The sequence below is a fragment of the Enterobacter sp. CFEC122 genome, assembly GCF_052983755.1.
In genome coordinates, this window is record NZ_JBRIQR010000012.1 from 61,918 (window position 1) to 88,569 (window position 26,652).

14 protein-coding genes are annotated in these 26,652 nt (G+C 61.7%); 5 read left to right on the forward strand and 9 right to left on the reverse strand.

Annotated elements, in window-relative coordinates; genetic code table 11:
- Positions 1–542: 542 nt before the first annotated feature.
- From ACVCAM_RS10615 to ACVCAM_RS10630, 4 genes are all read left to right on the forward strand, one after another.
- Entirely contained in the window at positions 543–10,607 is a 10,065-nt protein-coding gene (locus ACVCAM_RS10615; protein ID WP_447093591.1) for a BapA/Bap/LapF family large adhesin, read from the forward strand.
- An 80-nt stretch (positions 10,608–10,687) separates the two neighbouring features.
- On the forward strand, positions 10,688–12,091 hold the full coding sequence (locus ACVCAM_RS10620; protein ID WP_025912356.1) for a TolC family outer membrane protein: 1,404 nt from the start codon (positions 10,688–10,690) through the stop codon (positions 12,089–12,091).
- Positions 12,088–14,289, forward strand: coding sequence for a type I secretion system permease/ATPase (locus ACVCAM_RS10625; protein ID WP_025912357.1), 2,202 nt, complete (start codon positions 12,088–12,090; stop codon positions 14,287–14,289). Before ACVCAM_RS10620 ends, ACVCAM_RS10625 begins: the two co-directional genes overlap by 4 nt.
- Positions 14,290–14,299: 10 nt before the next feature.
- Positions 14,300–15,469: an HlyD family efflux transporter periplasmic adaptor subunit gene (locus ACVCAM_RS10630; RefSeq protein WP_086374946.1), complete on the forward strand. Its 1,170-nt coding sequence runs from the start codon at positions 14,300–14,302 to the stop codon at positions 15,467–15,469.
- A gap of 83 nt (positions 15,470–15,552) precedes the next feature.
- On the opposite strand, the gene ACVCAM_RS10635 is transcribed toward ACVCAM_RS10630, so the two are convergent.
- The 3 genes from ACVCAM_RS10635 to ACVCAM_RS10645 all read right to left on the reverse strand — a co-directional run bounded on the left by ACVCAM_RS10635 (position 15,553) and on the right by ACVCAM_RS10645 (position 18,237).
- Complete coding sequence (locus ACVCAM_RS10635) at positions 15,553–16,062, reverse strand: DUF6622 family protein (RefSeq protein WP_025912358.1); 510 nt, start codon at positions 16,060–16,062, stop codon at positions 15,553–15,555.
- Positions 16,063–16,147: 85 nt separating this feature from the next.
- Positions 16,148–17,329 (reverse strand): aminotransferase-like domain-containing protein, encoded by a 1,182-nt coding sequence (locus tag ACVCAM_RS10640; RefSeq protein ID WP_008502551.1) that lies wholly within the window; start codon positions 17,327–17,329, stop codon positions 16,148–16,150.
- A gap of 20 nt (positions 17,330–17,349) precedes the next feature.
- The gene (locus ACVCAM_RS10645) at positions 17,350–18,237 is read right to left on the reverse strand and encodes a LysR family transcriptional regulator (protein ID WP_023294388.1); all 888 of its coding nucleotides are present in this window, start codon (positions 18,235–18,237) and stop codon (positions 17,350–17,352) included.
- Positions 18,238–18,334: 97 nt separating this feature from the next.
- Here ACVCAM_RS10645 and ACVCAM_RS10650 point away from each other — a divergent pair, with 97 nt between their 5' ends.
- Positions 18,335–18,937 carry a short chain dehydrogenase gene (locus tag ACVCAM_RS10650; protein WP_008502553.1) on the forward strand — a complete coding sequence of 201 codons (603 nt, stop codon included), beginning with the start codon at positions 18,335–18,337 and terminating at the stop codon, positions 18,935–18,937.
- On the opposite strand, the gene ACVCAM_RS10655 is transcribed toward ACVCAM_RS10650, so the two are convergent.
- The 6 genes from ACVCAM_RS10655 to fdrA form a co-directional block, all read right to left on the reverse strand.
- On the reverse strand, positions 18,931–19,665 hold the full coding sequence (locus tag ACVCAM_RS10655; protein ID WP_407223605.1) for a class I SAM-dependent methyltransferase: 735 nt from the start codon (positions 19,663–19,665) through the stop codon (positions 18,931–18,933). The two genes, ACVCAM_RS10650 and ACVCAM_RS10655, sit on opposite strands and share 7 nt — an antisense overlap.
- 126 nt (positions 19,666–19,791) lie before the next feature.
- Positions 19,792–21,171, reverse strand: a complete 1,380-nt coding sequence (locus ACVCAM_RS10660) for an amidohydrolase family protein (protein WP_407223606.1) — start codon at positions 21,169–21,171, stop codon at positions 19,792–19,794.
- A 1-nt stretch (position 21,172) separates the two neighbouring features.
- Positions 21,173–22,129, reverse strand: a complete 957-nt coding sequence (locus tag ACVCAM_RS10665; RefSeq protein ID WP_407223607.1) for a carbamate kinase family protein — start codon at positions 22,127–22,129, stop codon at positions 21,173–21,175.
- Positions 22,126–23,679, reverse strand: coding sequence for a xanthine permease (locus ACVCAM_RS10670; RefSeq protein ID WP_447093592.1), 1,554 nt, complete (start codon positions 23,677–23,679; stop codon positions 22,126–22,128). Before ACVCAM_RS10670 ends, ACVCAM_RS10665 begins: the two co-directional genes overlap by 4 nt.
- 11 nt (positions 23,680–23,690) lie before the next feature.
- Positions 23,691–25,106 (reverse strand): YlbE family protein, encoded by a 1,416-nt coding sequence (locus tag ACVCAM_RS10675; protein WP_407223608.1) that lies wholly within the window; start codon positions 25,104–25,106, stop codon positions 23,691–23,693.
- A complete protein-coding gene (gene fdrA / locus ACVCAM_RS10680) occupies positions 25,106–26,647 on the reverse strand; it encodes an acyl-CoA synthetase FdrA (protein WP_407223609.1) in 1,542 nt (513 codons plus the stop codon). The genes ACVCAM_RS10675 and fdrA overlap by 1 nt, the downstream gene beginning before the upstream one ends.
- Between the last annotated feature and the right edge of the window lie 5 nt (positions 26,648–26,652).

The window sequence follows — 26,652 nt, forward strand, 5'->3', positions numbered from 1 at the left end:
ACATAATATATCTTACATCAAAAACGTTACCCTAACTTAAACACACATTAAGCGCACTTAAATAACAACGTTTGACATGATATTTAAAATGCTCCCTACCAATTATCATACTGGGTCATAAACGTTAAATAACAGAACCACAAAAGAAAACAAAAAGACAATAAAAACAATTATATAAAAAACAACAATTATAAAAAAGAGCAATCCATTAATGCCCCACTCATTGTTTCCATCTTTATTTACCAAAGCTTAATTTGCACAATCCTCATTTTCTGTCTATATCATTTTTATATTCCAGAAACCAATTCCTCTATTAATTACAGGGTTTTATAAAATACAAAACACCCATTAAACGGTTTTTTCATAAGTCATTAGATTCGCTCTGATGTTGCCACTCTGACGCATGGCGGGCATCGTGCGCGCTGAATTCTACGGTGAACGCTGTTTTATAACAGCAACTGCGCCGGGGGCGCCCTTTACCTTCAGCAGAGATGGCCCGTCTTGCTCGCCGTTCATGACACTTCTGCTGGAGTAATAACAAAATGAGCCAAATCTCTGTTATTTCAAAACTTACTGGCGTAGAAACGACCCTGGAAGGCACACAGGTTACGCTGAACCATTCCTCTGTCGTTGAGCTTCACGTCGAGCGAGCGAGCGTCTCCCACTTCGCGCGAAGCGGTAACGACCTGCTGGTGACATTGCACTCCGGCGAGGTGATCACCCTTAAAAACTTCTATGTGGCGGACGCGCAGGGCGTGAGCCAGCTGGTTCTGCAGGACAGCAACGGCGCATTATGGTGGATTGAAGATCCGACCGGGGCCGCCACGTACGAATCTATCGCGTCCACGGACGTGCTGCTTGCGGCGTCAGGAAGTGACGCTGGTGGCGCCGCCATCTGGCCATGGGCCCTGGGTGGTATTGCCGCTGCAGGGGGCATCGCGGCCGCGGCAAGTAGCGGCGGCGGTGGCGGCGGTGGTGGCAGCAGTAACAATTCGGCCGATCCGGATACGACTGCACCAAATGCACCTTCCGGCCTTAAGTTCTCCTCAGACGGTAAAACCGTCACCGGTTCCGCCGAACCCGGCAGTACCATCACGCTGAAAGACGCGAACGGCAACGTCATTGGCACAGGAAAAACGGGCAGCGACGGCAACTTTAGCGTCTCCCTCGGGACACCGTTGACCAACGGCGAGCAGGTAACCGCCACCGCAACGGATAGCGCCGGGAATACCAGCCAGGGTTCAAGCGTCACCGCACCGGATCTCACCGCACCCGATGCACCAACGATTGGCAGCGTAATCGACGATATCGCCCCTCAGACGGGGACGGTGACCAACGGCGGCAGCACCAACGATCGGCGGCCGCAGCTCTCCGGCACCGCCGAAGCAGGCTCCACCGTGACGATTTATGACGGCGGAACAGCCATTGGCACCGCGGTCGTCGCCAGCAATGGCACATGGACATTCACCCCGTCCGTCGACCTGAATGAAAGCACCCACCAGATTACCGTACGGGCAACCGACGCCGCCGGCAACACCGGGCCAGCCTCACCGGTATTCACCCTCACCGTCGATCTTACCCCTCCGACAGCGCCCACCGCGATTGTGCTGCTCGACGATACGGGCCTTATCCGAGGAACAATCACGTCGGGCGTGCCTACCGATGCCTCGCAGCCGATCCTGGCGGGAACGGGCGAACCCGGTGGAACCATCAACATTTACGATAACGGCGTGGCGATTGGCACAACGACGGTGCTGCCTAACGGTACATGGAGCGTTACCCCAGGGGGCCCGCTCCCGGACGGAACGCACTCGATCACCGTCACTGAAACCGATGCCGCCGGAAACCAGAGTACGGCCTCTGAGCCTATCATCTTTACCGTGGACACCACGCCGCCGTCAGCCCCAGGAAACCTCGTGGTGTCGAATGATGGCGGCACCATCAGCGGCATCGGAGAAGCAGGCAGCACGGTGACCATTCGTGAAGGCGATTTCACCCTTGGCACAGTGGTTGTTGATAGCCAGGGGAACTTCAGCCTGACGCTGAGCCCGCCGAGGATCAACGGCGAAATCCTGACCGCTGACGCCACCGACACGGCGGGCAACACCAGTCCGACCACCTCCGCGGCGGCACCGGACATTACCCCGCCGCAGACCCCGGTCATCCTGTCGGTGATTGATGACGTCCAGGCCACCACCGGCCCGGTGGCCCAGAATGGGCTGACCAACGACCGGGCACCGACCCTGAACGGCACGGGCGAGGCAGGTTCGACCATCACGATTTATAACGGCAGCGATGCCCTCGGTACGGTGGTTGTTCCCTCCTCCGGCCAGTGGAGCTTTACGCCGCCCACACCGCTGACCGACGGCACCTGGGTGCTGACCGCGAAGGCGACGGATCCCGCCGGTAACCCGAGCGGGATATCAAACACGTGGACAATTAACGTTGACGGGACGGCACCTGGCGCCCCGGTGATTTTACAGGTTGTAAACGATATCCCAGGGCAGACTGGCGCGATCGACGTGAACGGGACCACCAACGACGCCACCCCGACGCTCAGCGGTACCGCTGAAGCAAACGCGACGATCAGCCTGCGCGTGGACGGTGTTGAAATTGGTACAACCGTCGCCAATGGCCTCGGCGTATGGAGCTTTACCCCTTCCTCCCCAATCGGTGAAGGCCCCCACGCTCTGACCGCCGTCGCGACCGATGTGGCAGGCAACCCCGGCCCCGTCTCCAACACCTGGACTCTGACGGTTGACAGCGTCGCGCCTGCGGCGCCGGTCATTACCCAGGTGCTGGATGATGTGCCGGAGCGCCTCGGCGCCCTCAATTCTGGCGACAGCACCAACGACACCACGCCAACGCTCAACGGCACGGCTGAACCGGGCTCAACCGTTACCATTCGCCTGGATGGTGCCGATCTTATTACGATCCCGATTGACGGCAGCGGCACCTGGACCTATACCCTTCCCACGCCGCTTGACGAAGGTCCTCATACCTTTAGCGTCGTCGCCACCGACGCGGCGGGTAACACCAGCCAGCCGTCAGACGACTTCACCCTGAACGTCGATATCACTGCGCCAGCGGCGGCCACCATCGTCACCGTGACCGACGACGTCGGCGGCGTACTGGGTTCGCTCAACAGCGGCGATACCACGGATGACACTCGCCCCCTGCTGCAGGGCACCGCCCCTGCAGACACGGTGATCACCGTCTATGACGGCACGACTCTGATCGGCACCGCCATCCCCAACGGCAGCGGCGGCTGGAGCTTCACGCCCGTGACCCCGCTCACCGACGGTCCGCATTCCCTGACGGTGCACGCCACGGACGCCGCGGGCAATACCACCATCTCAACGCCATTTGAACTGACGGTGGATACCGTTGCGCCTGCCACGCCGGATATCCCGGCCATTACCGTCAATCCTGACGGCACAGCAACGCCGCTGAACCCGGGCGAAATCACCCGCGACACCACGCCGACTCTGAGCGGTACCGGCAATCCGGGTGATACCGTGACGATCTACGACAGCGGCGTCAAAATCGGCGACGCTGTCGTGGACAATACCGGCAACTGGACCTGGACGCCGCCATCCCCCCTGGCTGGCGGCACCTATGACATCACCCTGACCGTCACCAACGTGGACGGCACGGGCAACGAAAGCGCCCCGTCGCAGCCGGTTACTATCACCATTGATACCGAGGCGCCGGCTACGCCTGCGGCACCGATCGTCACCGACAGCGTCACCCAGATCACCGGCCCCGTCCCCAATGGCGGCACCACCAACGATCCGCGCCCGGTGCTGAGCGGCACCGGTACGCCAAACGACGTTATCAACATCACTGACACCGTTAACGGTACACCGACCGTTGTGGGCACCGTCACGGTAGACAGCAACGGCAACTGGAGCTGGCGTCCCGGCAGCGACATTGCCGAGGGCAGCCACGCCTATACCGCCACCGCCACGGATGAAGCGGGCAACGTCTCTGACCCGTCGTCAGCGATTACGATCATCGTGGATACCCTGGCGCCGGATACACCGGTGATTAGTGCAGTGGGCGGTGCGCCTGATGGTGGCTTTATCACAGATACCACGCCGACAGTGGGCGGAACCGGGGTTAACGGTGAGACGGTGATCGTCTACAACAACGGCGTCGAATTGGGCCGTGTCGTGGTGGTGAACGGAGAATGGAGCCTGACGCTTCCAGCGCAAACGGACGGCCCGCTGAACATTACCGTAGCGGGCGTGGACGCAGCGGGCAACCTCAGCGCGCCGAGTTCGGTCTTTACCGTCACGCTCGATACCGTTGCGCCCGGGATACCGCAAATTAATGCCGTCTCAGACAGCCAGCTCACCAACAACGTGCTCTACACCCGCGACGGCACGCCGACCCTAACCGGGACCGGCGAGCCCGGCACCACCGTTATCGTCTCCGTCGACGGTACCGCGTCAGGTGTGCCGATCACGATCCAGCCGGACGGCAGCTGGAGCTGGACCGCAGGCACAACGCTCCTGGATGGTTCGCATACCTTTACTGTCTCGTCAGTCGATCAGGCAGGCAATCCGTCAAACGGTTCAGCGTCACTGAGCGTGACGGTGGATACCCAGGACCCAACCGCACCGGGCAATCTTAGCCTTGCTCCAGAAGGTACACCGCTGACCGGTACCGCCGAAGCAGGCGCACTCATCACCGTTAAGGATAGTGGCGGTAACGTCATTGGTACCGGGGTGGCGACCGGCGGCAGTTTCTCCATTGCGGTCAGCCCGGCCCCGCAGGATGGCGCGACCCTGACCGTGACCGCGACCGATGCTTCCGGACGTACCAGCGTTGATGCAACTTATAACGTCACCGGTACGCTTCCGAATCTTCCTGACGTGCCCGTGATCGTGGCCATCAACGATGACGTCGACCCAATCATTGGCGACGTGAAAGGCAAAACGACCAACGACACCACCCCAACCCTCACCGGTACGGCTCAGGCGGGAAGCCAGATCGCTATCTACCTGGACGGTGGCGTGACGCCCGTCTCGACGGTCACTGCCGACGGCAGCGGCAACTGGAGCTATACGCCGGCCGCGCTTGGCGAGGGGCTGCACACCTTTGAGGTGACTGCGACCCTCAACGGCCAGACCAGCGGCCGCTCTCCGGCGGCCAGCGTCACCGTTGACCTTACCGCGCCGGGCACGCCGACCATCGGCGCCGTGATTGACGACGTTGGTCCGGGCACCGGCCCGCTGACCAGCGGCCAGACCACCAACGACAACCAGCCGACCCTCACCGGCACCGGCGCGGTGGGCGATACCATCTCCATCTACAACAACGGCGTGCTGCTGGACAGTGTGGTAATCGGCAATACCGGCACCTGGAGCTACACCACGCCTGTCTTGGCAGAGGGCAATCACGTCCTGACCATCCGCGAGACCGATCCGGCGGGGAACCAGAGCGGTCCTTCGGCGGGCTTCACCGTCGTGGTGGATTCCGTTTCCGCCACGCCGGTCATCACCAACGTCACGGATAATGTGGGCAATGCCGCCACCACGGTGGTCAGCGGCGAGCTCACCAACGACGCCACGCCAACCCTTACAGGGACAGCGGACGCAAACAGCGTGGTGACCCTTTTCGACGGCGGCACGCAGATTGCCGTAGTGACGGCTGACAGTACCGGCGCATGGACGTTTACCCCTGATACCGCCCTCGGCGAAGGCTCGCACAGCTTTAGCGTCCGGGCGACCGACCCGCAGGGTAACCTCAGCGCGGTCTCCGCCCCCTGGAGCGTGGTGATTGACCTGACTGCACCGACGGTTCCGACGCTGGATAATGTGAGCGACGACGTCCCTGGCGGCGTCCAGGGTAACCTCACCAGCGGCCAGGTGACCAACGACAGCACCCCAACCATCAGCGGCACCGGGCTGGCGGGCAGCACTATCCACATCATGAATAACGGCACGCAGATTGGTACAACGACCGTTGACGGAAGCGGGAACTGGTCCTTTACGCCGACCGCGCCGCTGGGCGACGGCAGCTACGCCCTGCGCGCGTATGCAACGGATACTGCAGGCAACGCCTCGGCCAACTCATCGGTCTTCACCTTTACCGTGGATACCGCAGCCCCCGGCGTGCCGGTGGTGACCAGCGTGGTTGATGATATCGGTCCGGTCACCGGGACGCTCACGTCGGGTAACAGCACCAACGACGCGCGTCCGACCTTCAGCGGCACGGGCGAAGTGGGTTCTACCGTGCACGTGCTCGTTGATGGCAACGAAATTGGCACTGCGGTGGTGAATGCCCAGGGCAACTGGAGCTTCACCCCGGGCAGCGATCTGGCCGAAGGTCCACACGCCATCACTTTTAACGCGACCGATGCGGCAGGCAACACCGGCGCCACAACGGCACCGTTTAACCTGACGGTCGATACGGGCGTGCCGTTAGCGCCGGTCATCTCGACCGCGGGTGACAACGTGGGCAGTATTCAAACCCCGCTCTCTTCCGGGCAGAGCACCGACGACACCACGCCGACGCTGAACGGCACCGCGACCGCCAACGCCACGGTCACTGTTTATGAGAACGGACAGCCGGTCGGCACCGTGCAGGCGGACGGCACCGGCGCATGGAGCTTTACGCCATCAGCGCCGCTGGGCAACGGCAGCCATACCTGGACCGCCACGGTCACCGATGCAGCGGGCAACGTCAGCCCGACCTCGCCGGGCTTTACACTGATTGTTGATACCGCGGCACCGAACGCGCCGGTTATCAGCCAGGCGATAGACGACGTGGGCAGCATCACCGGCCCGCTCACGTCCGGGCAGACAACCGACGACACCGTACCTCGGCTTGTTGGAACCAGCGAACCGTTTGCCACCGTGAAGATCTATGAGGGCACCACTCTGGTCGGCACGGGCACCGCGGACGGCAGCGGCAGCTGGAGTATCTTGCTCACCACCACGCTGGCGAGTGGCCCGCACAGCTTTACCGCGCAGGCCACGGATGCGGCAGGCAATACCAGCGTGTCGTCCACCAGCTTCAGCCTCACCGTCGACACCACGCCGCCTGCGCTGCCGGTGCTGACCAGCATTCTGGATGACGTGGGCAATGCGGCGACGCCGGTTGCCAACGGTGGGTTCACCAACGACGCGCAGCCGACCCTCAGCGGTACGGCGGAAGCGGGAGCCACGGTGAAAATCTTTGATAACGGCGTACAGATCGGCAGCGTGACGGCGACCGGCGGCGCGTGGAGCTTTACGCCATCTCCGGCGCTGAGCAACGGCGCGCACACGTTGACCTTCACCGCCACCGATGCGGTGGGCAACGCCAGCGCCCCCACCGCCGGATATGTCATTAACGTCGATACCCTCCCGCCAGCCGCGCCGGTCATCAGTTCGGTCATTGATGATGTCGGCAGCGTCACCGGGCCCGTGACCGGTACGAACCCGACTAACGACACCCGTCCAACGCTGAGCGGGACTGCCGAAGCGAATGCCACGGTCCGGATCTACGACGGCATCACGCTGGTGGGTACGGTCACCGCCGATGGCAGCGGCAACTGGACCCTGCCACAAACCACCACCACGCTGACGCAGGGCACGCATAACTTCACCGCCACGGCCACCGATACGGCGGGCAACACCAGCGTGGCGTCTGCCGTGACGACGATTATCGTCGATACGACCGCGCCAACGGCACCGACCGGCACCTTCAACGCCGACGGTAGCGTCCTGACCGGGAGCGCGGAGGCGGGCAGCACCGTCACAATCCGCCTTGCGGACGGTTCAACGGTGACCGCCATTGCGGGCAGCAACGGCACCTACAGCTACACCTTCACGAACAAGCAGGTCGAAGGCCAGACGCTGCAGATCACCGCGACCGACGTCGCGGGCAACACCTCCCTGCCGGGCTCCGCCCTTGCGCCGGTGGTGCCGCTCTCCGCCAGCAATAACGTTGAGGAGCTGAACCTCAGCACCACGGCGACCGTGACCAACAGCCAGTACAGCGACTACGGCTTCCTGCTGGTCGGCGCCGTGGGCAACGTCCTGACGCTGCTGGGCAATGACACCGCGCAGGTGAACTTCACGGTGGGCAACGGCGGCAGCGCGGACATCGTGGTAAACGCCAATGCCACGGGGGCGGTGCTCTCTCTGCTCAATACCCTTGAGCTGGTGGTGCAGCACTACGTCAACGGTGTCTGGACAACCGTGGTGGATACCGGCCAGCCGCAGTTTGCCGATCTCCTGACCCTCGGCGCCACCGGCGTCTCGCTGAACCTGACCGGGCTGGCCGACGGCAACTACCGCGTGCTGAGCTACAACACCAACCTGCTGGCGACCGGTTCCTACACCAGCCTCGACGTGGCGGTGAAAGAGACCGGTCCGGGTACGGTCACGGGCGATACCAGCCTCAACGGCAACGTGATCCTCGATACGGACCCGACCGCCGGCAGCGACAACGCGCCGGCCGGCACCACTATCTCCACGGTCACTAACGCGCAGGGCGTGACCACCAGCGTGAACGCCGACGGCACGGTGATCCAGGGCAAATACGGTACGCTGACCATCAACCGCGACGGCAGCTATACCTACAACCTGACCGACACCAGCGCCGCGGTCGTTGGCCGGACGGAGAGCTTCACCTACACCATCACCCATAACGGCGTCAGCGCGTCGGCAAACCTGGTGCTGTCTCTGGGTGCCGGTACGGTCATCAACGGCATTGTGGCAGTGGACGACACGGCCTCGCTGACCTTTGACACCACCGTGAGTGAGGTGAATAACGGCGCCTCGTCTCAGAACGGTTTTACCCTGGTGGGCATTAATCTCGGCAGCACGCTGGGGCTTAACCTGCTGGACGACCTGACCAACCCGATTATTTACAACGTGGAGGAAGGGACGACCCGCACCATGACCATCCAGGCCTCCGTGGGGGGCGTGGCGCTGGCATCGGTGTTCGATCTGTACGTCTATAAGTTCAACAATGCGACCCAGACCTTCGAGCAGGTTCGCGTCGAGTCGGGCTGGCTGCGCGCGCCGCTGCTGGGGGGCACGTCACCGCAGCTGACGCTGAACCTGCCTGCCGGGGAGTACCTGTTCCTGCTGAATACCGCGTCCGGGATCACTGCCCTGACGGCCTACACGCTGAGCGTCCTGCAGGACCATGTCTACAGCGTGGCAAGCATCAGCGAAACGACCACGGGCGACGTGCTGGCGAATGACCCGGTTCCAGCGGGCACGCTGGTTACCGAAGTGAACGGCGTGACGGTCAACAGCAGCGGCACCACCACCATTCAGGGGGAATACGGCACGCTGACCATCAATGCGTCCGGTCAGTACACCTATACCCTGAGGAGCGGCGTAGGCGCGGACCATATCAGCACGCCGGATACGTTCGTCTACACCGTTACCGCGCCTGACGGCTCGAAGGATACGGCATCGCTCAACATCACCCCAACCGCGCAGGCAATGAATGCGGTCAACGATGTCAGCGCCACGATGGACCTTACCTCGGTGCACCACACGTCGGTCTACTCGGATACCACCGTGGGCGTCGCCAGCTGGACGACGGCCCTGTTCTCATCAACCCAGGGCAGCGGCAGCGGAACCTTCGTGGTCGACCCGAACACCGCGCTGCACAACGCGTCGCTGCACTTTAGCGTGGCCTCGCTGCTGGCGCTGGGCGGGCTGACGGTGAACTGGACGATTAGCGATGCCAACGGCGCGATCCGCAGCGGCTCCTTCAGCGGCGCCTCGCTGCTGGGCGGCAGTATCGACGTCCCGCTGACCGGGCTGGATCTCAACGCCGGGACCTATACGCTGAGCTTTACCGGTAGCGTACCGGGGCTCAGCGTCGGGACCATCACCATCACGCCAAGCGTAAACGGCACCACCTACTCGCTGAGTAATTTCGACGTCACCGGCAGCCACACCGTCAACGGCAATATCTTTGACGGCACCGACTCTGGCGGCGTGCTGGATCAGCTCCACTCGGTGGATACCCGTCTGAGCGTGACCGGCTACAACGGCGTAACCACCACGCTGGATCCGTATACCGGCAGCGCAACGGTGAACATTGTCGGCCACTACGGCACGCTGGCGATCGGCGCTGACGGCCATTACACCTATACCCTCAACAGCGGGGTATCGCTCTCAACCATGACCTCGAAGGAGACCTTCAACTACACCCTGACCGACTCTGCCGGAAGAACGGATACCGCTACGCTGACCATCAATATGGCGCCGCAGTTCATCAGCTCGGAACATAACGACGCCATCACCGGTACGGCCTACGGCGATACGCTGATTTACCAGGTGCTGAACAGTACGGTGGGGAATGCCACGGCGGGTAACGTCAGCAGCGCCGGAGGCGATCACTGGACCGGGTTCTCGCTGGCGCAGGGAGACAAGATCGACATTGGCGATCTGCTGGTGGGCTGGGACGGTAATACCGCCTCGTTGGGGAATTATATCCATGTCACACAAAGCGGTAGCAACACTGTGATCTCCATCGACCGTGATGGTGCAGGGTCCACCTACACTAATACTGCACTCGTTACGCTTGATAACGTTCAGACCACGTACGACGAGCTTGTTAACCAGCAACACATCATTACCTGATAGCACCTGCAACAGATGACCCGGGCGCACAGCGCCCGGGCATTAATAATAAAGCTGTACTTTTTTATTAGGGACATGACATGGGAATGAAGATGCCTTACTGGTGGCTCTCGTGCTGCCTGATATCTGTGCCCGCTTTCTGCGCAAATCCGGCGGCAACCATCAATACCGGACAGCTTCGCGAAACGCAGGAACTCCCCTCGCTCAACGGTCGCGTGGCCCCGGTGGCTGGCAACGCCGCGCCCGGCTCATTACAGCTTGGCGAGGCCGTCAACCGTGCCGTCACCTGGCATCCGGCCATCAGCGAAGCCGTGGGCAAACTTTACCAGCAGAGCGAAGAGGTGGACGTCGCGAAGTCAAAATACTATCCGCAGATTAATGCCGGCGTGGACAACGGGTATTCCCACGACGGCGACCAGAACGGCTTTACGCCGTCGCTGGTGCTTTCCCTCTCGCAAATGCTCTACGACTTCGGCAAGGTGGCCAGCCAGGTACGCGCCGAAAGCGCCGGCGTGGCCCAGCAGCAGGCTAACGTGCTGGTGAGTATCGACACCATCGCCCACGATACCGCCATCGCCGTGGTACAGGTGCAAACCTGGCAGCAGATGGTCGACACCGCCAAAGAGCAGCTTGAGGCCCTCTCCTCCATTGGCACGCTGACCCGCCAGCGTAACGACGAGGGGGCTACGTCGCTCTCTGACGTGGTACAGACCGATGCCCGTATCGAAGGCGCGCGCGCGCAGCTGATGCAGTACCAGGCCAGCCTGGACAGCGCCCGCGCGACGCTGATGAGCTTTCTCGGCTGGAACAGCCTGAACGCGATCAGCAATGATTTTCCGCAAAAGCTGGCCCGCAGCTGCGATGTCGCCGAGCCGGACGACCGCCTGGTCCCTGCGGTGCTCGCCGCCTGGGCGCAGGCTAACGTCGCCCAGGCTAACCTCGACTACGCCGACGCGCAGATGACGCCCACCGTCTCGCTGGAGCCGGAGGTCCGCCACTACATGAACGATCGCTACGCGGGCAGCGACACGCGGGATCGCACCCAGTATTCCGCCTGGGTGAAAGTGCAGATGCCGCTCTACCAGGGCGGCGGCCTCACCGCCCGGCGTAACGCCGCCGGACACGCGGTGGAGGCGGCACAGTCCACCATTCAGCGCACGCGCCTTGACGTTCGCCAGAAACTGCTGGAAGCCCGCAGCCAGGTGATGAGCCTGCAAAGCACGCTGCAAATTCAGGGTCGCCAGGAGGCGCTCAGCGCACGCACCCGCGAACTGTACCAGCAGCAGTATCTTGACCTCGGCTCGCGCCCGCTGCTCGACGTGCTCAACGCCGAACAGGAGGTTTATCAGGCGCGCTTCACCCAGCAGCAGACCCTCGGTCAGCTGCACCAGCTGCAGCTCAACTGCCTGTATAACACCGGGCAATTGCGTCATGCGTTCGACCTTGATAACCGCACCATCCAGACCGTGGAGATCCAGCCATGAAGCAGCGTGATATCCCGCAAGGTGAAAACATGACGGATGCGGCCCTGGCCCAGTGGGCGCAGGCCTTTGGCTTTATCGCCACCCGCTACCGCGTCGCCTGCTCGCCCGGCGCGCTGATCGCAGGCGCACCGTGGCTGAAAGGCAAACCGATGGTGCCCGCCCTCACCCAGCTGGCGCGTGAGGCGGGGCTGTCGTTTCAGCTGCTCACCGCTGACCAGCAGTCAATCAACAGCTGGCGTCTGCCGGTGGTGGTGGCGCTGAATGACGGCCGGGTCGGGGCGATCGAGCACTTCGACGGCGACGATACGCTGGAAGTCAGCTTCTTCGGCGATGAGACCTACACCAACCGGCTGTCGATGACGGCCATGCTGCCCGCCATCCGCCACGTCATTGCCCTGCGTCCCCTTGCCGCGCTGAAGGACAGCCGCGTGGATGCCTATATTTCAAAGTACCGCCCGGACTGGCTCTACCGGCTGGTGATGCGCGATCTCCGCCCCTACAGCTGGGTGATGCTCGCCGCGCTGTTTATCAACGTGCTGTCGCTTTCCGGGATCGTCTTTTCCATGCAGGTCTATGACCGGGTGATCCCCGCCCAGTCCTACCCGACGCTGTACGTCCTGACCATCGGGGTGCTGATCGCCACCCTGTTTGGCTTCGTGCTGCGCGTGGCGCGCGGCCACATTATGGATCTGCTGGGCAAGCGCTCGGATATGCGCGTCTCGGATCGCGTCTTCGGCCACGCGCTGCGGCTGCGCAACAGCGCGATTCCCCGCTCAACCGGGAGCTTTATCTCACAGCTGCGCGAGCTGGAGCAGATCCGCGAGATGGTCACCTCGTCCACCATCTCGACGATTGTCGACCTGCCCTTCTTTTTACTGTTCGTGGTGGTGCTGGCGATCATCGCCCCACAGCTGGCGTGGATCGCCCCGGTCGCGGCGGTGATCATGGTCCTGCCCGGCCTGCTGCTGCAGAAAAAGCTGGCGGAGCTGGCAAAGCAGTCGGCCCATGAATCAACCCTGCGCAATGCGGTGCTGGTGGAGAGCGTGCAGGGGCTGGAGGACATCAAGCTGATGCAGGCGGAAAACCGCTTTTTGCAACAGTGGAACAGCTATATCCAGATCACCGCGGAATCCGGCCTGCGCACCCGCGAGCTGACGCAGAACCTGATCAGCTGGGGGATGACCATTCAGAGCCTGGTTTACGCCGCCGTGATTGTGGTCGGCGCGCCGATGGTGATCGACGGTACCCTGACCACCGGCTCGGTGGTCGCCGCGTCGATGCTGGCCTCCCGCATGATCGCCCCGATGGCGACGCTGTGCGGCGTGCTGGCCCGCTGGCAGCAGGTCAAAGCGGCAAAAGAGGGGCTGGACAGCATCATGCAGCTTCCCACCGAAAACCAGCGCGAGGAGACGCCGATCCGCCAGGACGTGCTGCGCGGCCACTACCTCTTCGAGCAGGCGCAGTTCCGCTATCAGCCGGACGATCCGCGCATGGCGCTGCGCATTAACCGCCTTGAGATCGGGCCGGGTGAGAAAGTGGCGATCCTCGGACGCAACGGCGCGGGCAAATCGACCCTGCTGCAGGCGATGGCGGGCGGGATGGACCTGGCGGCGGGCGAGCTGCGGCTCGACGGCTTCAGCCTGCCGCATCTCGACGTGGCGGACGTGCGGCGCAACGTCGGCTTTATGACCCAGAACGCGCGGCTGTTTTACGGCACCCTGCGCGAGAACATCACCCTCGGCATGCCGCGCGCCACCGACGAAGAGATCTTCGAGGCGCTGGAACTGACCGGCGCGGCGGGCTTCGTGCAGAAGCTGCCCAAGGGGCTGGACTACCCGATCATGGAAAACGGCGTGGGGCTCTCCGGCGGGCAGCGCCAGTCGATTCTGCTGGCGCGAATGCTGCTGCGCGATCCGAATATCGTGCTGATGGATGAACCCACCGCGTCGCTCGACGAGCACACCGAGCGGGAATTCATCCAGCGTCTGGGCGACTGGCTCGGGCACCGCACCCTGATCGTCGCCACCCATCGCGTACCGGTGCTGGAGCTGGTGGAGCGCGTCGTGGTGTTGAAAGAGGGCATGCTGGTGATGGACGCGCCAAAAGCCCAGGCGCTGAGCAACAGCCGCATGCAGCAGCAACAGCAGCAACAGGCAGCAACCGGACGGGAGTGGAAAAATGAAAATCAGTCAGCGTGACGTGGCGGCAATGGACGATCTGGATAACGCCCTCGACTCCGAAAGCGGCTACACCGGCGCGCGTCGGATCGTGATCTTCTCGCTGCTGATGTTTGTGGTGCTGGGCGTCTGGGCGTGGTTTGGCGTGCTGGATGAGGTGTCAACCGGATCGGGGAAAGTGATCCCCAGCTCGCGCGAGCAGGTTTTACAGTCGCTGGACGGGGGGATCCTCACCGAGCTGAACGTCCACGAGGGCGATCAGGTGCAGGCCGGGCAGGTGCTGGCGCGGCTTGATCCGACCCGTTCCGAGTCAAACGTCGGCGAAAGCGCGGCGCGCTACCGCGCCTCGCTGGCCTCCAGTGCCCGCCTGTACGCCGAGGTAAACGATCTGCCGCTGAAATTCCCGCCGTCGCTGGCGAAATGGCCGGATCTGATTGCCGACGAAACCCGGCTGTACAACTCGCGCCGCGCGCAGCTGGAGGATACCCAGCGGGAGCTTCGCGCCGCGTTAGATCTGGCGAATAAAGAGCTGGCCATTACCCAGCGGCTGGTAAAGACCGGGGCCGCCAGCCACGTGGAGGTGCTGCGCCTGCAGCGGCAGAAAAGCGATCTGGAGCTGAAGCTCACCGACGTGCGTTCGCAGTATTACGTCCAGGCGCGCGAGGCGCTCTCCAAGGCCAACGCGGAGGTGGATATGGTGTCGGCGATCCTCAAGGGCCGCCAGGATTCCGTCACCCGCCTGACGGTGAAATCGCCGGTGCGCGGGATCGTGAAAAACATCAAGGTCACCACCATCGGCGGGGTGATCCCGCCCAACGGCGAGCTGATGGAGATCGTGCCGGTGGACGATCACCTGCTGATTGAAACCCGCCTCTCGCCGCGTGATATCGCTTTTATTCATCCGAACCAGGAGGCGCTGGTCAAAATCACCGCCTACGACTACGCCATTTACGGCGGGCTGCACGGCGTGGTCGAGACCATTTCCCCGGACACCATTCAGGACGAGGCCAAGCCGGAGGTGTTTTACTACCGGGTGTTTATCCGCACCAGCCAGGATTACCTGGTCAATAAGGCGGGCAGGCATTTCTCGATTGTGCCGGGGATGATTGCCACGGTAGACATTAAGACCGGCGAGAAAACGGTGCTGGATTATCTGATTAAGCCGTTTAACCGGGCGAAAGAGGCGCTGAGGGAGCGGTAGTCAATCGCCGGGTGGCGGCTGCGCCTTACCCGGCCTACATGGTTTTCTCCCTCTCCCTGCGGGAGAGGGTTGGGGTGAGGGCATCAGACCGGAACCCTGGCGACATACACTCCAACATAGCGCGCAAATTTCCCGATAAAGACGCCGGCAAACATGCCGCCGGAGACGATCGCCAGCGCGCTCATGGCGGGCTGCTGCATCGTCTGGGGAGAGACCGCGCTCATCACGCCCAGCACATACTTCACCCCGAACGCCAGCATCATAAACGGCAGCGCGGTGTAGTCGGCCTGGCGGTAAAGGCTGCGCGGCGCCTCTGCGCGGGTAATCACAGCCTGCTTAATCAGGACATACCCCAGCGCGGCACCGGCAAGGATCCCCGCCGTCCACAATGCAACAGTCCCGGGAGTCAGCGTGCGATAGACTATCAGATCGTAAATATCCCAGATAAGAAAGATGCCCGGAATAATGGCAAGCCGCTCCAGCGTCACGGTGGCGGGCCGTCGGGCTTTAAGGCCGCGGGAGATAAGGAAGATAAACAGCACCCACACCCAGACGGGCGTGTGCTTCACAACACCGATCAGAAATTCAAACATGGAGTTCTCCATGGACGATTGCGGCCCGTGCCGCCCTGAACGCGTATTGCGCATAACGGCAAAACCACCGTTATGCGCAGGTCTTTTACAGCGATTTTTTCAGGCGTCGAACCGCTTCTATCAGCTGCTCATCCGTTGGGGTGACGAATGACATGCGCAGCGTTGTCTGGTCCGGCTCGTTGCAGTAGAAAAATTCGCCCGGCACAAAGACCACGCCGTTGCTTAAGGTTTTTTCCAGCCAGCGGGTAGTGTTCATGCCGTTGTTCATTTTCGCCCACAGGAACATGCCGCCCTTCGGCTTGTGGAACGACATCACGTCGCCCAGCTCGGCTTCCAGCTCCGTGGCGAACGTCCGGTATTTCTGGCGATAGGCCTCGCGGATCGTTTTAATCTGATCGGCCAGACGGCCGGTCTTCAGGTACTCGTATGTCATCAGCTGCGACAGCGTGCTGGTGTGCAGATCGGTGGTTTGCTTAAGGTTCACCACCGCGCGCTTCAGCCACTCCGGTACCACCACCCAGCCCACGCGGGTACCCGGCGCGAGGATTTTAGAGAAGGTGGAGGTATACACCACGTTCTCTTCGTTGCCGATATCTTTGGCATGGGCAATTAACGGGCGGAAGACGTCATCGGTATAGTTAATTTCGCTGTACGGATCGTCTTCGATAATCACGAAGTCATAGCGCTTCGAGAGTGCCACCAGCTGTTTACGGCGCGCCTCAGACAGCGTAACGCCACCTGGGTTACCAAAGGTTGGAACGATATAGACCGCTTTGATGGTTTTCTTTGCCACCAACGCCTCAAGTTCATCGACCTTCATGCCGTCACCGTCGGTGCCGACGGATTCAAAGTTGGCCTGCGCCAGGCCAAAGACCTGCAGCGCAGCAAGATAGGTTGGACGCTCAACGACAACCGTATCGCCCGGATTCATTAACGCGCGCGCCAGCACGTCCAGAGATTGTTGAGAGCCGGAGGTAATGACGACATCATCGGCCTTACAGGTGATGCCGCGCCCCTCGCAGATGCGTTTAATTTCCTCGCGCAGCCCCGGCACGCCTTCCGTCAGGCCATACTGGAATGCTTCCCCAAAATGCTGCGATAAGACGGCATCAGAGGCAATTTTCAGCCCTTCGCGATCGAACAGGTCCGGGTTTGGGATACCCCCACCCAGCGAAATCACGCCCGCCATTTTGCTATGTTTTAATAATTCACGGATGGCAGAGGATTGCAGGCCCTGCGCGCTGCGGGCGAGTTTGTTTGCAGACATTCTTTGATTACCTTCTTTTTTTATATTGTGCCCAATCTTAGCAGAATATGGGCAATAAATTCCGTCAGCTTAGGCAGCGGCCGCAAATCCTGACGCCACAGTAAATGCACCGGCCTCGGCGCGGGCGTGAACGGTTCCATTACCCGAACCAGCCTGCCGCTTGCCAGCTCTTCCGCCACCAGCACCTCCGGCTGCAGCAACAGCCCCGCCCCCGCGCGCGCCGCCATGCGTAAGCCATAGCCGTCGTTACACCTTAATACAGCATCGCGTTTCCAGCGCACCTCCCCTTCCACGCCCGGCAGCCGCCACTCGTTGCGCGCGGTCCACACCGTGTGCGAAAGACAGAGGTGATCCACCAGATCGTCTGGCGTTTGCGGCGTGCCGTGTTGCGCTAAATAGTCCGGCGCGGCACAGATCACCATGTTGTAGGGGCACAGGTATTTCGCCACCAGATCGTCGTTGTGAATGTCGCCAATGCGAATGGCCAGATCGACGCCCTCTTCCACCAGATCGACCATCCGGTTAGTCAGATCCAGCTCGATGCGTACCTCCGGGTAGCGCTGCAAAAAGGTTGCCGTCAGCGGGGCGATCGCGCAGCCGCCAAACGACGTAGGCGCCGTGACGCGCAGGGTTCCTGCGGGGGTGGCACGCAGCCGTTCAACCGCGCTTTCGGCAATCGACACCTGCTCCAGAACCCGTCGGGCTTCTTCAAAATAGACGCGTCCGGCATCCGTCAGGCTCTGGCGGCGCGTGTTACGCTCCAGCAGTCGGGTGCCCAGCTGTGCTTCCAGCAGCGCAACGTATTTGCCCACCATCACCGCCGACATCTCCAGCCGTGCCGCCGCGCCGGTGAAGCTGCCGCTTTCCACCACGGCAATAAACGTCTCCATGCTGCGAAGCTTATCCATATTCCAAACCTCTGGTTAGCAATCTTCTAACTTTAGCCCAGTTTATCCGACTTTTAATTTATTAAAGAATGAAGGCTCACAACATAAGGAGTCGGCTATGAAAATCGTCATTATTGGTGCCAGCGGTACGGTCGGTCGTGCGGTAACGGATGAGCTGAGTCGTCGCCACGAGGTCATCCGCGTGGGCCGCACGCAGGGCGACGAGCAGGTGGATATCACCTCGCAGGCGAGCGTTCAGGCGCTGTTTGAGAAAATCGGCCCGGTGGATGCCATTGTGTCCGCCAGCGGCGGCCTCTACTTCGGCCCACTCGCGACCATGAAGGACAGTGACTTCAACCAGGGCCTGCAGGATAAGCTGCTCGGACAGGTGCGTCTGGCGCTGACCGGCCAGCACTACCTGAACGAAGGCGGCTCGATTACGTTGATAAGCGGGATCGTGGCGCACGAGCCGATTGCGCAGGGGGTAAATGCCACCACGGTGAACGCGGCGCTGGAAGGGTTTGTTCGCGCCGCAGCCTGCGAACTGCCGCGCGGGATCCGCATCAACCTGATTAGCCCAACGGTGCTCACCGAATCGGTCGACACGTACGATGGCTTCTTCCCGGGCTTCGAAAGCGTGCCTGCCGCCACGGTGGCGCAAGCCTATCGTCGCAGCGTGGAAGGCGTGCAGACCGGGCGGGTGTACAAGGTCGGCTACTGAGCCTTGCGGGCGGCGATCAGCACCAGCATCGGGCGCTCCGCCTCTTCGGCCAGCGCGGGCCAGGCGTCAATCTGCGCCTGCGTTGGCCCCCATTCGTTGACGTTGCTTATCGTTAATCCGGCTTTAATCAGCGCGTTAAGCGTGGTGCCCAGCGTACGATGGTATTTGATCACCCCGTCCGCCAGCCAGTTGCTGACGCGCTGGCCTTCGTCCTGATAATGATTCACGCCCCAGAACCGCTCGCCGTTATCGTCGGTCAGCCAGCCCTGACGCGAGGCGCAGGTGTAAATCGGGTGCTCCATGGAAAAGACCAGGCTGCCGCCGGGCTTGAGCGCGCGCTGAACCCTGGCGAATAACGTGTCCAGTTCCGGAAGGTAGTGCAGCGCCAGCGAGCTGTAGACGAGGTCGAGGCTGCTTTCGTCGAGCTTGAGAGCGTCCAGATCGCTGCGCTGATAGTGAATCTGTGGATCCGCCGTAAGCTCCGCTGCGCGGGCGAGCATCTTTTCGGAGATATCAACGCCCGTGACCTCAGAGGCGCCCAGTTCGCGCGCGGCGCGGCAGAACCAGCCGTAGCCGCAGCCGAGATCGACAACCGATTTACCGGTTAAATCCGGCAGCATGGCCTTAAGCACGGGCCACTCCGGCGCACCGTCCAGCCCCTGCACCGAGCGCGGAAGCTGGGCGTAGCCTTCGAAAAACGCCGGGTTGTCGTAGATGTTTTGTGCCATGGCAGATCCCTCTTTAATAATGTGACTGCCAGTATAAAACATTGCCGGGTGGCGCTGCGCTTACCCGGCCTACGATTTGAGGGTTTCAGTAGGCCGGGTAAGGCGAAGCCGCCACCCGGCTCGCTTTTAGCCCACCGTACCCCAGACCAGATTGCCCTTATGGAACGTCGCGGTGCGCGGGGAGATGCGCGCCACGGCTTCGGCGGAACAGGAGGCGTTCACCAGCACAAAGCTGGCGTCGTCCTGCGCTTTCGGCCACACGCGTTCGCCTTTGTCGTTCAGCGGCAGCACGTCGCCGGTCGCAATTCCCAGCGCGCGGGAGAGCGTCTGCTCGTTCGGGCGGATGTAGAGATGGGCGTAGAGATTCGCTTTTTCCAGCATGTCCCCCAGACCGTACGGTGACCAGTGGTCGATTACGCTGTCGGTGCCGGTCATCACAAACACGCCCTTGTCCCGCAGCTGCTTCAGCGGCATATGCAGGGCGCCAATCGGCACGGTGGAGGTGATAGTCACCTGCTGCGCCGCCATGCGGGTGGCAATCTCATCCACCTGCTGCTCGTTGAGCGTTGCCAGCGCGAAGGCGTGGCTGATGGTCAGTTTTCCCTTCAGCTCCGGCGTTTTCTCCACGGTTTCCACCATGTAGTTCACCGCCGCCACGCCCGCCGGGCTGGTTTCGTGCAGGTGAATATCCACCCCTTTGTCGTAGTCCAGCGCAATCTGGAACATCAGATCGAGGGATTTCTCCATCGCCCCGTCGACGTTGGTCGGGTCCAGCCCGCCCACGTAGTGCGCCCCGGCCTGCATCGCTTCGCGCATCAGCTTTTCGGAATTCGACAGCAGCAGCCCGTGCTGCGGAAACGCCACGATCTCGCAGTCAAATCCGGGCTTGCGGCGCGCCAGCACCGCCTGCAGGTTTTCGAGATTCTTCAGGCCGGAGGTCGGCTCGATATTGCAATGGCTGCGGGCGAGGGTGGAGCCTTTCGACTGGATCAGGTCGATCAGCTTTTCCGCACGCTCCTGGGTGTAGGGCTGGAGCTCAGGCAGCAGCTTCTGTTCCAGGCGGATCATATCCTGAATGGTGGTGCCCGCCGGGCGGTTGAGGGAACGCCACGGGCCGCCGTAAAAGGTTTTATCCAGGTGGATGTGCATGTCGCGCATTGCCGGGAGCATCAGCGTGTTGCCCGCATCGTAGTGCGGCAGCGTGGCGTCGTCGTGGCGCTTGTTGTCGCGCAGGGCGACGATCTTCCCGTCCTTGATCTCCAGCGTTTTCAGCTCGGTGCGGGTGCTCGTCGCCACGTTGCCGTCAAAATTAAACCCGGCTTCGAGCAGCACGTTGTCCAGATAGTAATGTTTCGCGGTGATGGTCATCGGTTTACCCGTCTCGCAGGTTGGTTTTGCGGAGTCGGCAGCATACGCGACGGAACCGGTCGCGCCAAACAGCGCGCAGGCGGTCACCATTTTGCCGCTCTGGCTGATGAATTCACGGCGGCTTTTATTTTCACTCATCTTATCTTCCTTCAGTCACAATATGGGTACCGGTTTCTCCGCGCAGCGCGGCGGGCAGGCAGTCCGGCGAGGTGATAATCACGCGCTTGCCGCCGTGGTGTAAAAACGCCAGCGAGGCGACGATTTTGGGCAGCATGCTGCCCGCCGGGAAATGGCTCTCGTCTTTGTAGCGCGTCATCTGCGCCACGCTCACCGTGTCCAGCGCCTGCTGGTTTGGCTTGCCGAAGTTGACGCACACCTTCTCCACGCCGGTGGTAATCACCAGCACGTCGGCGCGGATCTCGCGCGCCAGCAGCGCGGTGGAGAGATCTTTATCAATCACCGCGTCGACGCTCTGGTAATCGCCCTGCTCAGTGCGCACCACCGGAATACCGCCGCCGCCCGCGCCAATCACCACAAAGCCTTTTTGCGTCAATGTCTTGATCGCATCGGCCTCGACAATGCGCAGCGGCTGTGGGGAGGCCACCACGCGACGATAGCCCCGGCCCGAATCCTCAACAAAGTGCCAGTCCGGATGCGCACGCTGCAGCTCGTCGCGCTGCGCCTCGCTGAAGAACGCGCCGATCGGCTTCGTGGGGTGCGTGAAACCGGGATCGTTTTTATCCACCTCCACCTGCGTGACGACCGTGACCGCTTTTTGCTCCCCGCGCGCGGCAAGGCGGTTGTTCAGCGCCTGCTGAATGAGGTAGCCGATGCCGCCCTGGGTGTCCGCCACGCAGTTTGCCAGCGGGGTCAGCGGGAGCCCTTCCCGCTCGTGGGCGATTTCGGCGCGGCGCAGATCCAGCCCCACCTGCGGACCGTTGCCGTGGGTGAGCACGATGTCATAGTCGGAGGCCAGCATTTCGAGCACCGACTCTGCCACCGCTTTAACCGCCTGCGCCTGATGTTCAATCGACTGGCTGGCGTTGTCTTTGATAATGCTGTTGCCGCCGATGGCAACGACCATAAGCTCTTTCATACGTGTTCCTTCTCAACAGTACCCGACGCAGCGCTCGTCACTTCCCGGCTGTCGAGAAAATGCTTCACCACAAACATGCCGCCCATCATCAGATACGCGGTGACGAACATCAGCGAACTGCCTTCGGCAAAGCCCACCACCGGCGCGTGGATCACCCCGAACAGCGCCAGCAGTGCCCCGCCCGCGGCAGCCACGGCGCCGCGCAGCGGTTTATTGATGATGGCGAAAATGACGATACAGCCCCAGAGCATACTGGCGAGCGGTGCCCCGTTCCCCAGATGGACGAGTCCTTCGTAGTAGATCCCTTTGCTGTGCAGCACGTCGGTACCGATTTTGGCTGCATTCGTGCCCGCCGCCCCCATCACGCTGTTCATCATGGTCAACGCCCAGTTGGCGATCCACGGGAACAGGCAGATGAAGATCACCGGCACTTCCACTTTCGGCGTCTCCCTCACCACCTGGTTGGCGGTGACGACGCCGATAAACACCAGAATCGGCACGATGGCGGTCATCGGGATGATGGCGAGCATAAAGGCTCCCAGCCCGAACAGCGGCACGATGAACATGGTCACGCCGGAAGCCAGCGTGTAGCCGATGCTCGCGCCCATCGCTTTCCAGCCCGGGTGGCCGACGTAAACCGTCACCGGGAACGGGTTGCCCATCAGGCAGCCGAGCATGGAGGCCAGACCGTTCGCCAGCATGACTTTACGCGTCGGGTATTCATCCCCCGCCGCGTGAGCGCTTTCGATGTTCTCCAGGTCAAAGATGTAGTTCGCCAGCCCCAGCGGCACGGCAGAGGCCAGATACGGCAGCGCATGCGGCAAGCCCTGCAGGAAGCCCTCCACATGCACCTGCGGCGGGTTAAAGCCGAACGATGACATGGAGGCTTTGATCGCTTCCGGGCTTTGCAGACCGGAGATCCACGCCAGGGCCGTACCGGCAATCAGCAACAGCAGACCGGTCGGGATTTTGGCGAAAATCGGCTTTTTACCGAACCAGTTGATGAAGATCAGCAGCAGGACGATGAACGACACGGTCGGCGCTTCGAACGCCTGCAGCATCGGGTTCATCGCCAGCAGCAGCAGGCCCAGGCCGGAGAGGCACGACAGCAGCACGGTGCGCGGGATCATCTTGCGGATGGTTTCACCGAGGAACGAACCGCCCGCCAGGATCATCGCCTCCACGAAGCACCACACCAGGCCAATCTGAATCGCGAACTCCGCATCGCCCGTTTGCTGATAGACCGGCATCAGCACCAGGAAGGTCACGGTAAAAATGGACGGCGCGCTGGGGCCGGACGGCAGCGCGGTGACGTCCGTACGCCCGGTCTGGCGCGCCATCTGCATGCCGAACCACGCATAGCAAATACTCGCGGCCAATACCGCCAGCCCGAAGGCTGGCGCAATGCGTCCATAAACAATCTCCTTCGGGATGCCGACGACAAAAATGAGCAACCCCATCATGGTCAGCAGATTGGTCAGGTTGTTGGTCATCAACCCGAAATACGCCGCCCAGTCACCTCTTTTCCACTCCAGTTTCATGTTTTTCATGGATGCATGCCTTATAAAAAGTAGCGATCGCGGAAGGTCAACAGCGCCTTTTCAAAACAGCTAAACGGCGGGTGAACGATGCCCGCCCCTATCATGCCGATGCCCGCGTCTTTGTGGGCAATGGCGGTATTGATGACCGGCAGAATGCCGCTGCCCGCGACCTTCGTGATGTCGATGGCGGTCGGGATCCCCATAAAGGAGAGCAGCGGAATGGTGACGTTCGGGTTTTCACCGAGGGTGATTTCGCGCATCTGACGGGAGAAGTCGATGGCTTCCTCCACCGTGCCGCCCACCAGCGCCACGATTGCCGGGGCCGTCGCCATCGCAAAGCCGCCGATGCCGTAGGTTTCGGTGATCGCGCTGTCGCCGATGTCCAGCCCGGAATCCTCCGGCTTATAGCCCGCGAACATCGGGCCAATCACCTGCTGCGCCGGGCCGGTGAACCACTGCCCCGGCAGGCCGGAAACGCGCAGGCCGAACTCGTAGCCGTTACGCGCCATGGTGGTAACCACGGTGCTGTATTCAATGCCGTGGGCGGCGTCCAGCGCGGCTTTACACATCGCCATCCACGTCGGGCCGGAGAAGTAGTCGCTGCTGGCGACAAACTCGAACACCTCGCGCTGCTGCGCTACCGGATAGCCCGCCTGGATCAACCCCGGGGTCAGCGCCTGGATCAGCAGCGTGGTGCCCGCATTGTTGCGGTTGTGGCACTCGTCGCCCATGTGCAGCGCCTGGGCCAGCATCAGGCGCAGGTCGATTTCGCCGATAATCTTCATCGCGTCGCGCAGCATCGGGCCGAGCACGTCGCGCATCCAGTTCAGACGATCGATCACGCTCTGGTCGTTGGCCCCCATGCGCAGGATCTTCGCCATCTGCTCGCTGAGGTTGGTGAAGGCGCGGTTGCCGTAGGTTTTGTTCTCAACAATGTGCATAAACATCGACGCAGAGGTGACGCCCGCCATCGAGCCCACGCAGTCGTGCTCGTGGCACGGCGAGAAGGCGATCTCCCCTGAGGCGGCAAGCCGTGCCGCGTCGTCCAGATCTTTCGCCAGACCTTCAAACACCAGCGCCCCGGTGACCGCGCCTTTCATCGCGCCGCACATGTTTTCCCAGGAGACTGGCGGACCGGCGTGCAGAATGGTGGTGCGGGTCATCCCCGGCACAACGTTAATCGCCTGGTCATAGCCCACCAGCACCGGATGGGACTGAATAATGCGCTCCAGGGCGATTTGGTTGGCGGCGGCGATCTTCTCCGCCAGCGGTTTTTTCGCCAGCTGGTCGAGCGCTTCCACCACCTGCATATTGCCCTGCCCCGGCGGCGTCCAGTCGAGCTGGGTGACGGGAACGTGCTGTTTTTTGAGATCGTCACTGAACATCGCGATGCCGACGTTAATCACGTCCAGCGGCTGGTTAAATAAGATAGTCATTATGCTTTCTCCCCTTTGCAGACAAATTCACGGGCCAGTAATCCGGTGTTGGTGCTGCTGCTGGCCCAGATGACGCCGGCATCGGTGAGCCGCTGGCACTGCTGCGCCAGCTGCTGCGGATCCTGATCGGTACCCAGCACGTAGCCGAGGATCTCCAGCGGACGGTTATCGGCTTTCGCAATGGCCTGCGCCTCTTTGATGGCGTCGAGCATCACCCCGACCGGATCCTCGTGCGCGCCGAAGCCCAGCACGAAGTCCATCACAATCACCCCCACTTCCGGATCGCGGGCTTCCTGCAGCAGGCGGCTGATGCGGTTGGTCGGGTCGATCATCGGGTGCGGCTTGCCGTTGGTGAACTCATCGTCGCCAAAGTCGAGGAAGGTATGGGCTTTACTGACGCTTATGTCGCTCAGGCGCTTCGCCGGATCCGGCTGAATGTTGCTGTAAACGTCGTCGAATTTCGCAAGCGCCGCAAACATCGCCTCGTCGCACAGGGTGCCGCCGCAGAACAGGCCGCGAATGTATTTCTGCTGCGGGGTCAGGCGGGCGCGCACCGCTTCAATCAGCGGCCAGTTGAGCGGGTGCAGGTCCAGAGACGCTTTTTTGATGCCGGTGAGCAGGACGGCCTTCAGGGCCGCCTCTTTGGTGCCGCGCGCAAACTGCAGCCCGTCTTCATCTGCTGGCGGCTCATTGCGCCCAAGGAAACAGACGACAACGGGCTTGCGGCAGGCGCGCGCGCGGGCCAGCACTTTTTCGGCCACGGCGGGGGCCGGCGGCTTGGAGATCAGCGCAATCACCTCTGTGCCCTCGTCGGCCTCCAGCATCCCGATGGCATCAAGCATCATCAGGCCGCCGATCTTCTCGCTAAGATCGCGCCCGCCGGTGCCAATCAGCTGCGACACGCCGCCGCCGAATTCATGGATGCGCACGCTCAGCTCCTGGCTGCCGGTGCCGGACGCGCCGACGATGCCAATCGGCCCGCGACGCACCGCGTTGGCGAAGCACAATCCCGCGCCGTTGATAATGGCGGTGCCGCAGTCCGGCCCCATCATCAGCAGTCCTTTCTGGTGCGCCAGCTGCTTCAGCGCCAGCTCGTCGTCGAGCGACACGTTATCGGAGAAGAGCATCACGTTGAGATCGTGTTCCAGCGCCTGGCGCGCTTCGCGGGCAGCGAAGGTGCCGTTGACGGAAATCACCGCGAGGTTGCTCTCCGGGCGATGTTTTTTGGCGCTGGCAATCGTCGCGTAGCGCGCTTCATGGGAGCCCGCGCTCTCTTTACGCGTGAACAGCGCTTCGATGGCCGCCAGGGTTTCATCATTCGCCGCGTCGCCTTTAATGACGATCATCAGGTCGCCGTTTTTCGCCTCATTTAATTCCGGCGTTAACAGCCCGAGGTTTTTTAATACGCCCTTATTCATTTCCGTCGCCATGGCGACAAAGGCCTGCTCGACGCCCGGCAATTTATTGGCTTTGGTGGAAACGGACATTAATGACACGGAGTCAAAATACGTATTCTTTTTAATCACGATTTTCGTTGGCATTATTT